Raw genomic sequence first — 11,793 nt, 5'->3', positions numbered from 1 at the left:
CGACCCGCCGGCTGACGGGGGCGATGCGGCCTGTCCGACCGATCGGCTGACGGGGGCGGTACGACCTGTCCGACCGGCCGGCTGACGGGGCGCGGTACGGCCTGCCGGCGTCGGGCGGCCCGCGGCCCGTCGACGGCGGTGGCGGGACCGGGTGAACGCCGCCCGAGCGGGCGGGCCTCGGGGGCCGGGGACGCGCGCGCCGGCCCGCGGGTCGTAGGTCTCCGGACGGAGCCCGGCCGGGCCGAAACTCGGTGGGCAGTGTCAGTATCGTTCCGTAGGCTCACTGCTGATGTCCACCTCACTCCCCACCGCCGAACCCCGCTCGGACGACGGTTCCGGGCCGGACGCCCCGCCCCGCTCCACCGTGCGCACGCTGCTGCGGCTGTGGCCGTACGTGCGGCCCGTGCGGGCGCGGCTGTTCACCGCCGCGTTCATCGCGGTCCTGGCCTCCTGCATCGGCCTGGTGATCCCGCTCGTCCTGAAGTGGATGGTCGACGGCCCGATCGCCGACCGCGACCCGGGGGGCGTGTGGCTCGGCGCGCTGTACCTGCTGCTGCTCGGGCTGGCGGAGGCGCTGCTGTTCGGGCTGCGGCGCTGGCTGGTGGCCCGGCCGCTGTCCGGGGTCGAGGCGGGGATGCGGGCGGACCTCTACCGGCACCTGCAACGGCTGCCGGTGGCCTTCCACGACCGGTGGCCGTCGGGGCAGTTGCTGTCCCGGGCGACCACCGACCTGATGCTGCTGCGCATGTTCCTGGCCTTCCCGCTGACCTTCCTGCTGGTCAACGGCGTCACCATCCTCGTCGGCCTGGGCATCATGCTGGCGCAGGACTGGACGCTGGGCCTGGTCGTCCTGGTGCCCGCGGTGCCGGTCATCGTGACCTGCGTGGTGTTCGAGAAGCGCTACTCGGCGGCGTCGCGGAAGGCCCAGGACCAGGTCGGCGACCTGACGACCGTGGTCGAGGAGAGCGTGCTCGGCATCCGCATCGTCAAGGGGTTCGGGCGGCACCGCAGTCAGGCGCGCGCCTTCCACGAACTGGCCGGCCGGCTGCGCGGCACGGAACTGCACAAGGCCCGGCTGCTGGCCACCATCCTGGGCATCATCGTCACGCTGCCCGAACTGGCCGTCGGCGCCGCCCTGGTGCTCGGCTGCATGCGGGTGGCCGACGGCACCCTGTCGGCGGGCACGCTGGTCGCGTTCCTGTCGACGGCGCTCGCCCTGCGCTGGCCGGTGGACTCCATCGGGTTCCTGCTGGCGATGAGCCAGGAGGCGGCGACCGCCACCACCCGCTACTTCGAGGTGATGGACGCCCCCGAGGAGGACCGGACAGTGCCCGCCGCCCCCGCCGCCGCGCCCCGCCGCGCCGACGGGCTGCGCTTCGACGGCGTCATCTTCCGCTATCCGGACGCCCCGCCGGACTCCCCGCCCGTGCTGGACCGGGTCGACCTGCACATCCGTCCCGGCGAGTCGCTGGCCCTGGTGGGCGCGACCGGCAGCGGCAAGACCACGCTCACCGCCCTGGTCCCCCGGCTGCACGAGGTCACCTCCGGGCGGATCACCCTGGACGGGGTGGACATCACGGCGATGCCCCGCGAGGAACTGCGCGCCCGGGTCGCCGTCGCGTTCGAGGAACCCACCCTGTTCTCGGCCACCGTCGGCGAGAACGTGCTGATGGGCGCCGGGGCCTCCGGCGCCGGGCCGGACGACCTGGAGCGGGCGCTCGGGGTGGCGCAGGCGGACTTCGTGCACGCGCTGCCGCAGGGCGTGGACACCCAGGTCGGCGAGCAGGGCCTGAGCCTGTCCGGCGGCCAGCGGCAGCGGCTGGCGCTGGCCCGCGCGGTGGTGGGCCGGCCCGGCTTCCTGGTGCTGGACGACCCGCTGTCCGCGCTCGACGTGCACACCGAGGCCGCGGTGGAGGCGGCCCTGCGCCGGGTGCTCGCCGACACCACCGCCCTGATCGTCGCCCACCGGCCGTCCACGGTGCTGCTGGCCGACCGCGTCGCGCTGCTCTCCGGCGGCCGGATCACCGCCGTCGGCACCCACCACGAACTGCTGCGCACCCACGCCGAGTACGCCCACCTGATGGCCGGTGAGCCGGCCGGCGGACAGGAGGACCCGCGATGACGGCGGCCACGACCGCGCCCGCCCCCGGCCGGGACGACGACGACCGGTCGCCCGGGGAGAGCGGCGACCCCTTCGACCGGGACGTCCTGCCGGCGCCCCCGGGCGCGACCGGCGCCCTGCTGCGGTCCCTGCTGTCCCCGCTGCGCGGCGGGGTCGCGCTCACCGCGTTCCTGCTGCTGCTCCAGCAGGCGGCGGTGCAGGCGGGCCCGCTGCTGGTGGCGTACGGCATCGACCGGGCGGTGCCCGCGTTCCGGGCCGACGACCACGGGCCGCTGATCGCGGTGGCCGTGGGCTATCTGCTGTGCGCGGCCTCGGCGGGCGCGTTGCAGTACGGCTTCATCACCGCCTCCGCCCGGGTCAGCCAGGCGGTCCTGCTCGACCTGCGCGGCCGGATCTTCCGCCACGCCCAGGCGCTGAGCGTCGACTTCCACGAGCGCTACACCTCGGGCCGGCTCATCTCCCGTTCCACGACCGACGTGGAGGCGCTGCGCGAACTGCTGGAGGAGGGGCTCCAGGAGCTGGTGACGGTCGTGCTGTCGTGCGTCTACATCTCGGTGCTGCTGCTCTGGCTGGACCTGGGGCTCGGCGCGGTCGCGGTGGCGTCCTTCCTGCCGCTGTACGGGCTGGTGCGGTCCTACCGGCGGCGCGCGACGCGGGTGTACCGCAAGCGGTCGACGGCCATCGCCGCGGTCATCGTGAAGTTCGTGGAGACGATGAACGGCATCCGGCCGGTGCGCGCCTTCCGCCGGGAGGCCGCCAACGACGCCGACTTCCGGGTGCTGAACCGGCGGCACGAGCGCACCAACGGCGACGCGCTGCTGGAGATGGCCCGTTACGTGGTGGGCTCCCGGGTGACTGCCAACACCACGGTCGCGCTGGTGGTGCTGTGGGGCGCGTACCGGGTCGCGGAGGGCACCCTCGCGCTGGGCGTGCTGGCGGCGGCGGTGCTCTACCTGCGGCGGCTGTACGACCCGATCGACCGGCTGGGCATGTTCCTGAACGCCTACCAGTCGGCCGCGGCCTCGCTGGAGAAGATCGCCGGGCTGCTGGCGCAGACCCCGTCCGTGCCGGAACCGGCCACGCCCCGCGAGCTGCCGGTCCGGCGCTCCGGGCACCCCGGCCGCACCGTCGTCTTCGACGGCGTCCGGTTCGCGTACCGCACGGGCGGCGAGGTGCTGCCCCGCTTCGACCTGACGCTCCCGGCGGGGCAGACGGTCGCGGTCGTCGGCTCGACCGGCGCGGGCAAGTCGACGCTGGCCAAGCTGCTCGCCCGCTTCTACGACCCCACCGAGGGCCGGGTGCTGCTGGACGGCGTCGACCTGCGCGACCTCGCCGGGCCGGACCTGCGGCGCGGGGTGGTGATGGTGACGCAGGAGGCGTTCCTGTTCTCCGGCACGGTCGCCGACAACATCGCCATCGGCCGGCCGGAGGCCACCCGTGAGGAGATCGAGCGGGCCGCCAAGCAGATCGGCGCGCACGACTTCATCGCCGCCCTGCCCGACGGCTACGACACCGACGTCCGCAAGCGCGGCGGCCGTATCTCCGCGGGCCAGCGGCAACTGGTGGCGTTCGCCCGGGCGTTGCTCGCGGACCCGGCCGTGCTGATCCTCGACGAGGCGACCAGTTCCCTGGACGTCCCCGGCGAGCGCGCGGTGCAGCGGGCGATGGCGACGGTGCTGACCGGCCGCACGGCGGTGGTCATCGCCCACCGGCTGTCCACGGTGGAGATCGCCGACCGGGTCCTGGTGATGGAACGGGGCCGCATCGTGGAGGACGGCCCCCCGGCCGACCTCATCGCGGGCACCGGCCGCTTCGCGGACCTGCACAAGGCCTGGCGGGACAGCCTGGCCTAGCGCGGCACGGAGGAGCCCGGGGCGCCCACCGGGCCCCGGGTGACGACGGGCCGCCGGGCGCCCGCCGCGCCCCCTCGGGTGCCGACAGGCCCCCGGATTCCGACGGGCCGGCATCGGCCGCCGCGGCGCCCGCCGCAACGGTGGCGGGCGGCGGGGGCCGGCCGGCCCACGCCGCCCCGGGGCTCCCGGCAGGCAAGGCGCCCGCAGCCATCACGGCACGGAACCGCACCCCGTCCGCATAGCGGACTCCCCCTCCCGGCCAGCGAACGATTTCCGCCAAACTCTTGACGCGGTCCTGACAGAAACCGCGATCACCTGCCACTCTTCCCACGGCCCCTCTCCGGCAACCCCACCGCACCGCATCGACGCCGGGGGACGGCCGCGGTCGAGCACCGCATCGCACCTGGTTCCGCGTACCGCCCTGTTCTGCCCGGCCGGCCCACCCGCCGGCCGGTCTCCCCTGGCCGTGCGACCCGCGGCCGCGCAGAAGGAGTCAGTGTTGAGAAGCAGGTCTTCCCACAGACGCACCCCCCGCAGCACCGCAGCCGTCGCACTCGCCGGGGTCGCCGCCCTGGTCGCGACGGCCGTCCAGGCCGGCACGGCCACCGCCGCGCCGGAGCAGGTCCCCGCCGCCGAGAGCGCGGCGAAGCCCGGCTCGGAGTCGGTCCGGCTCACCCCCGCCCAGCGCGCCGAGCTGATCCGCGAGGCCGACGCCACCAAGGCGGAGACCGCGAAGGACCTCGGCCTGGGCGCCAAGGAGAAGCTGGTCGTCCGTGACGTCCTGAAGGACCGCGACGGCACCGTGCACGTCCGCTACGAACGCACCTACGACGGGCTGCCCGTCCTCGGCGGCGACCTGATCGTCCAGGGCGACGCGGCCGGCGAGGCCGACGCCGTCGTCAAGGCCACCCGGACCGCGGTGAAGCCCGCGACCACCGCCACCGCGGTGCCGGCCGCGAAGGCCGAGCAGCAGGCCCTGTCCGCCGCGAAGGCCGAGAAGGCCAAGGCCCCGGACGTCGACCGGGCCCCGCGCAAGGTGATCTGGGCGGCCGACGGCAAGCCCGTCGTGGCCTACGAGACGGTCGTCGGCGGCCTCCAGCACGACGGCACCCCGCAGGAGCTGCACGTCGTCACCGACGCCACCACCGGCGAGAAGCTGTACGAGTGGCAGGCCGTCCACACCGGCACCGGCCACACCGTCTACAGCGGCACCGTCGACCTGACGACCACGCAGTCGGGATCGTCGTACAACCTCACCGACGGCGCGCGCGGCAACCACCGGACGTACAACCTCAACCGCGGCACGTCCGGCACCGGCACGCTGTTCTCCGGCTCCGACGACGTCTGGGGCAACGGCAACCCCTCGAACCTGGAGTCGGCCGCCGCCGACGCCCACTACGGGGCGGCCCTGACCTGGGACTACTACAAGAACGTGCACGGCCGCAGCGGCATCCGGGGCGACGGCGTCGGCGCCTACTCCCGGGTCCACTACGGCAACAACTACGTCAACGCCTTCTGGTCGGACAGCTGCTTCTGCATGACCTACGGCGACGGCGCGGGCAACGCCAACCCGCTCACCTCGATCGACGTGGCCGCCCACGAGATGACCCACGGCCTCACCTCGAACACGGCCGGCCTGATCTACAGCGGCGAGTCGGGCGGCCTCAACGAGGCCACCAGCGACATCTTCGGCGCGACCGTCGAGTTCTACGCGAACAACTCCTCCGACGTCGGTGACTACCTCATCGGCGAGGAGATCGACATCAACGGCGACGGCACCCCGCTGCGCTACATGGACAAGCCGAGCCGGGACGGCAAGTCCAAGGACGCCTGGTACTCGGGCATCGGCAGCATCGACGTGCACTACTCCTCCGGCCCGGCGAACCACTTCTTCTACCTGCTCAGCGAGGGCAGCGGCACCAAGACCATCAACGGGGTGACCTACGACTCGCCCACCTCCGACGGCCTCCCGGTCACCGGCATCGGCCGCGCCAAGGCGGAGAAGATCTGGTTCCGCGCGCTGACCACCAAGTTCACCTCCACCACCAACTACGCCGGCGCCCGCACCGGCACCCTGGCGGCGGCCGGCGAGCTGTACGGGACGGACAGCGCCGAGTACAAGGCGGTGCAGGACGCCTGGGCCGGCGTCAACGTGGGCTCGCGCCCCGGTGACGGCGGTGGCGGCGGCACGTCGTTCGAGAACACCGCCGACGTGTCGATCCCGGACAACGGCGCCGCGGTGACCTCCTCGGTCACCGTCACCGGACGCTCCGGCAACGCCCCGTCCGACCTCCGCGTGACGGTGGACATCCGGCACACCTGGAGCGGCGACCTGGTCGTCGACCTGGTGGCCCCGGACGGCTCCGTGTACCCGCTGCGCAGCCGCACCGGCGGCTCGGCCGACAACATCCAGGAGACCTACACGGTCAACGCCTCCTCCGAGGCGGCCAACGGCACCTGGAAGCTGCGCGTACAGGACCGCGCACGCTACGACACCGGCTACATCAACAGCTGGAAGCTCACCTTCCCGTAAACCGGGACGAGCCCACCGGGCGGCGCCCCGCCGTGCTCCACGGCGCGGGCGCCGCCCTACCCTTGGGTCCCATGTCTTCGGCGGACTTCACCTACGACCACGTCGGCAAGACCCGTGAACAGGGCTTCTGCCCACCGGGTTTCCACCCCCTGCACGTCCGTACCCGGCTGGGCGAGGGCGAGGTGGTGTTCCAGCAGGCGACCCGGGCGCTGTTCACCTGGGAGATGCACCGGGCCATGGGGGTCGGGGTGGACGCCGCCGCCGACCGGGCCGCCCCCGGCGTGGACGTCACCGTCACCCTCGCCGGAGTCGTCAGGGCCCCGTGCCGGGTGGTCTGGGCAGAGGAGGAGCGCCGCAGGGCGGGCTGGGCCTACGGCACCCTGACCGGCCACCCGGAGCGCGGCGAGGAGTCGTTCGTGGTGGACCGCACCGGCGACGGGACCGTATGGCTGACCGTGTCCGCCTTCAGCCGCCCGGCCACCTGGTACGCCCGGGCCGGCGGCCCGGCGACGCGCGGCCTCCAGCACGCCTACGCGCGCCGCTGCGGAACCGTCCTGCGCCGCCTGGCCACCGAGGGCGTCGAGGACCAGTGAGCCCCCGCCGCCCCCTGTCCTCTCACCGCATCAGCAGACCCGCCGCCGCCACCAGGTCCTCGGAGGGCACGGCGAGCAGGCCCATCTCCGCGCCGGACGCCAGCAGCCGGTGCCCGGGCAGGATGCGGACCGTGTAGCCGAAGGGCCCGGTGCGGTCCAGGGACAGCGGGCCCTCGTACACCCAGCGGCCCTCCTGGTCCGGCGCGCCGGACGGCTTCAGCGGCACGGTGCTCGCGTCGGTGATGCGATCGGCCTCGTCGACCCGTCCGGAGACCGCCTGCACCTCCACGTCGTCCGGGCCGAGGTCGCCGAGGTTCACCCGCACCCGCAGGGCGAGCGTGGTGCCCAGTTCGGCGGTCGCCTCCGCGTCGGAGGTCTCGACGTGGTCGACGCTCACCCGCGGCCAGGCGGACCGCACCCGGGCCTTCCACGCGGCCAGCTCGCGGGCCGTCCCCGGGTCCATGGCGCGCTGCGCGGAGGCGGCGGGCGCGTAGAGGCGCTCGACGTACTCCCGGACCATCCGCCCGGCCAGCACCTTCGGACCGAGCGAGCCGAGGGTGTGCCGGACCATCTCCAGCCACCGGTCGGGCAGCCCGCTCTCGCCCCGCTCGTAGAAGCGGGGGGTCACCCGCTGCTCCAGCAGGTCGTAGAGGGCGGCGGCCTCTATGGCGTCCCGCCGGTCGGGGTCGGTGGCGCTGCCGTCGGCGGTGGGGATGGCCCAGCCGAAGTCGGGCCGGAACCACTCGTCCCACCAGCCGTCCAGCACCGAGAGGTTGAGGCAGCCGTTGAGCGCCGCCTTCATCCCGCTCGTGCCGCACGCCTCCAGCGGGCGCAGCGGGTTGTTCAGCCAGATGTCGCAGCCGGGGTAGAGCTTCTGGGCCATCGCCATGCCGTAGTCGGGCAGGAAGACGATCCGGTGCCGCACCCGCGGGTCGTCGGCGAACCGGACGAGTTCCTGGATGAGCCGCTTGCCGCCCTCGTCCGCCGGGTGCGCCTTGCCCGCGACGACGATCTGCACCGGCCGCTCGGGGTGCAGCAGCAGCTCCATCAGCCGGTCCTTGTCGCGCAGCATCAGCGTCAGCCGCTTGTACGACGGGACCCGCCGGGCGAACCCGATGGTCAGCACGTCCGGGTCGAGCACCCGGTCGATCCAGCCCAGCTCGGCCGTGCCGGCCCCGCGCTGCCGCCACGAGGCGCGCAGCCGCTCGCGGACCTCCATGACCAGCAGCTCGCGCAGGGAGCGGCGCAGCTCCCAGATCTCCTGGTCGGCGATGTCGGCGATGGAGTCCCAGCGGTCCGAGCCGCCGACCGTCAGGGCCTCCTCGGCCCGTTCCTCGCCGATCTTCCGGGCGCCGAGCCGGAACACCTCGGGGGCCACCCAGGTGGGGGCGTGCACCCCGTTGGTGACGGAGGTGATGGGCACCTCCGCCGGGTCGAAGCCGGGCCACAGGCCGGCGAACATCTCCCGGCTGACGTGGCCGTGCAGCAGGGAGACGCCGTTGGCGCGCTGGGCGAGGCGCAGGCCCATCACGGCCATGTTGAAGAGGTTGGCCTCCCCGCCCGGGTACGTCTCCATGCCGAGCCGCAGGACCTGGTCGACGTCGATGCCGGGCAGTTCGGCGCCGGGGCCGAAGTGCCGGGCGACCAGTTCGCGGTCGAAGCGGTCGATGCCGGCCGGGACGGGCGTGTGGGTGGTGAACACGGTGCCGGCCCGGACCGCCTCCAGCGCGGCGGCGAAGTCGAGCCCCTCGGCCCCCAGCTCGGCGATGCGCTCCAGGCCGAGGAAGCCGGCGTGGCCCTCGTTGGTGTGGAAGACCTCGGGGGCGGCGTGCCCGGTGAGCCAGCAGTACGCCCGCACCGCCCGGACCCCTCCTATGCCGAGCAGCATCTCCTGGAGCAGCCGGTGCTCGCTGCCACCGCCGTAGAGCCGGTCGGTGACACCGCGCTCGCCGGGGGCGTTCTCCTCGACGTCGGAGTCCAGCAGCAGCAGCGGGACCCTGCCCACCTGGGCGAGCCAGATCCGGGCGTGCAGCGAGCGCCCGCCGGGCAGGGCGAGGGTGACGTGCGCGGTGGTGCCGTCGGCCTCCTTGAGCGGGACCAGGGGCAGCTCGTTGGGGTCGAGCACGGGGTAGTGCTCCTGCTGCCAGCCGTCCCGGGACAGGGACTGGCGGAAGTAGCCGTGCCGGTAGAGCAGGCCGACGCCGATGAGCGGCACCCCGAGGTCGCTGGCGGCCTTGAGGTGGTCCCCGGCGAGGATGCCCAGGCCGCCGGAGTACTGCGGCAGGGCGGCGGTGATGCCGAACTCCGGGGAGAAGTAGGCGATGGCGGCGGGCAGGTCCTCGGTCCGGGACTGGTACCAGCGGTCGCCGGTGAGGTAGGCGTCGAGGTCGTCGGCGACCGCGGTGAGGCGGTCGAGGAAGAGGGGGTCGCCGGCGAGTTCGGTCAGCCGGGCGGGCGGCACGCTGCCCAGCAGCCGGACGGGGTCGCGGCCGGCGGCGGCCCAGCGTTCCGGGTCGACGGACCGGAAGAGGTCGCGGGTCCCTTCGTGCCAGGACCAGCGCAGGTTGCGGGCCAGGTCGCTGAGGGGCCGGAGGGGTTCGGGGAGAACGGGTCGGACGGTGAATCGACGGATCGCCTTCACATTCCACCTCGGCGCGTTCGTGACAGACGCGGTGTGCGTCTCGGCATCCCTGCCGACAGTACCGGCGCGGGCGGCCGTCGTGCCGGAGGCCGGGCGAGCGGGTGGCGCCGGGGGGCAGAGCAAACGATTCCTCGCATACCGGATGTGGCTGGTTCCCCACCTGTGGGCGCTCTTGTGCTATTTGGTCCCGCACGCTCGATCGCCCCGGGCGTGGCGGGTGCGGGACCGCGTGTCGCGAGGGGCGGGCGGCCCGGTGATCACGGGGGCGCGGGCCCTCGGGGGCGGCGGCCGGCGCCTCCTGGGGGTGGTGATCCGGGAAGCTGGAAGCCCGGAGGCCCGGAGGCCCGGTGATCCGGAGGCCCGGACGCCGGCGGGGCGGTCGACCGGACGGCGGGTGAGGCGGTCGACCGGACGGCGGGTGAGGCGGGCACCGCCGCCCCGGAGGCCCGCGGCCGGGCGCCCCGAGGGTGAGCGGGGTGGGCCGGGACGGGCTGCCGGAGGTCCCGGACAAGGCAGCCGACCGACGGACCTAGAGGCGGACGACGGGCAGCACCGCCCGGCGGACGACCGGCAAGGCGGGCGACCGCCAGGACGCACGACGGCAGGACGGACGACCAGCGGCACGGACAGCCAGCGGCGCGGACCACCCCAGGGACTGCCCCGGGACCGCCGCCCCCAGGACAAGATTCCGGCCGTTTCCCGGGGACCGCCCCGCGGCCGGTCCGCGTCCCCCACCGGGCTCCTCCGTCACGGCAGCCGCTCCCGGCGGCACCGCGCCCGCCGCCGGGACGGGGCGGCCTGGGGCGGACTCCGAGGCGCCGTCCGTCCCCGTCCGGAGCCGCCGCGCCGGACCCGGACGCTCCCTGGCTCACCCCTCCGTGGGCGACGACGTGCCTGGTCGGAGGGGTGGCGCGCGGGACGGCGACCGGACGGCGGACCGGTACGCCGCACCCTCCGCCGACAGGGCCGGTCCCCCGTCCGCGGCGGCGCCCGGCCGTCTCCACGAGGGCCGGGGAGCACCGCGGCGACGGGCACGCGCCGGAGGGCCGGCGGGCCGGGGCACGGGGTACCGAAACAATCGACTCCGCCGTGTCGACATACGCGCGAGTAGTTAACAAAGTGCCGGATTGCCCACCCGAATAGGGTGGGAAGGCTCCTGCGGGTACTCCCTCAGGAGCACCACGCAGGACCCGCCTTCCCTCAGTCATCCGCCCACCCACGTTGACGCGGACAGGAGCGGTCATGCCCGCCAAGCACCACTCGTCATCGCCCCCGACGCCCGGCGCCCGCGCGCGGCGGGGGGCCGCCGAATCCCCTCCGGTCCACGCCCCGGACCACGGTCACGGTCCGCCGCCGGCCGCCGGGCAGGCCCGGCCCGGGGCGCCGGGCGTCGCGGGTCCGGACACCCCGGCCGGTCATGCCTCCGCCTCCGGCCCGGTGACGTCCGTGGGCCGCATCCCGGTCCTGGACGTGCGCCCGCTGGTCCGGGGCGGGCTCCGGCCGGCCAAGGCCGTCACCGGGGAGACCTTCGAGGTCTCGGCCACCGTGTTCCGCGAGGGGCACGACGCGGTGGCGGCGAACGTGGTCCTGACGGACCCGGCGGGCCGCCCCGGGCCCTTCACCCCCATGCGGGAGCTGGCGCCGGGCACCGACCGGTGGGGCGCGCGGGTCACCGCCGGTGAGCCCGGGCTCTGGACGTACACCGTGGAGGCGTGGGGCGACCCGGTCACCACGTGGCGGCACCACGCGGAGATCAAGATCCCGGCGGGCATCGACACGGAACTCGTGCTGGAGGAGGGGGCCCGCCTCCACGAGCGGGCGGCGGCCGACGTGCCGGGCACCGAGCCGCGCGAGGTGCTGCTGACGGCCGTGGACGCGCTGCGCGACACCCGCCGTCCGCCGGCGGCCCGGCTGGCGGGCGCGCTGACCCCGGACGTGGACGCGGTGCTGGCGCGGTATCCGTTGCGGGAGCTGGTGACGAGCAGTGAGCCGTTGCCGTTGCTGGTGGAGCGGGAGCGGGCGCTGTTCGGGTCGTGGTACGAGTTCTTCCC

At 74.7% G+C, this 11,793-nt stretch carries 6 protein-coding genes; 5 read left to right on the top strand and 1 reads right to left on the bottom strand.

The genetic code is table 11. The annotated features are described in order from the left end of the window. Nucleotides 1-289 precede the first annotated feature (289 nt). The 4 genes from AC02VZ_RS15945 to AC02VZ_RS15930 all read left to right on the top strand — a co-directional run bounded on the left by AC02VZ_RS15945 (nucleotide 290) and on the right by AC02VZ_RS15930 (nucleotide 7,101). Nucleotides 290-2,122, top strand: coding sequence for an ABC transporter ATP-binding protein (locus AC02VZ_RS15945; RefSeq protein WP_476475669.1), 1,833 nt, complete (start codon nucleotides 290-292; stop codon nucleotides 2,120-2,122). Then, nucleotides 2,119-3,975: an ABC transporter ATP-binding protein gene (locus AC02VZ_RS15940; protein ID WP_432058758.1), complete on the top strand. Its 1,857-nt coding sequence runs from the start codon at nucleotides 2,119-2,121 to the stop codon at nucleotides 3,973-3,975. Before AC02VZ_RS15945 ends, AC02VZ_RS15940 begins: the two co-directional genes overlap by 4 nt. A 499-nt stretch (nucleotides 3,976-4,474) precedes the next feature. Then, complete coding sequence (locus AC02VZ_RS15935; RefSeq protein ID WP_476475668.1) at nucleotides 4,475-6,508, top strand: M4 family metallopeptidase; 2,034 nt, start codon at nucleotides 4,475-4,477, stop codon at nucleotides 6,506-6,508. Between the two features lie 71 nt (nucleotides 6,509-6,579). Further along, nucleotides 6,580-7,101: a DUF1990 family protein gene (locus AC02VZ_RS15930; protein ID WP_432058916.1), complete on the top strand. Its 522-nt coding sequence runs from the start codon at nucleotides 6,580-6,582 to the stop codon at nucleotides 7,099-7,101. A gap of 22 nt (nucleotides 7,102-7,123) precedes the next feature. Here AC02VZ_RS15930 and AC02VZ_RS15925 read toward each other — a convergent pair whose 3' ends face one another. Further along, nucleotides 7,124-9,742: a glycosyltransferase family 1 protein gene (locus tag AC02VZ_RS15925; RefSeq protein ID WP_476475667.1), complete on the bottom strand. Its 2,619-nt coding sequence runs from the start codon at nucleotides 9,740-9,742 to the stop codon at nucleotides 7,124-7,126. Nucleotides 9,743-10,984: 1,242 nt separating this feature from the next. On the opposite strand from AC02VZ_RS15925, the gene AC02VZ_RS15920 reads away from it, so the two are divergent. Then, the coding region (locus AC02VZ_RS15920; RefSeq protein ID WP_476475666.1) for a maltotransferase domain-containing protein at nucleotides 10,985-11,793 on the top strand (809 nt) is incomplete at its 3' end.

Source organism: Streptomyces sp. 3-6 (genome assembly GCF_056323165.1).
This window is presented reverse-complemented; position numbering and strand designations above follow the sequence as displayed.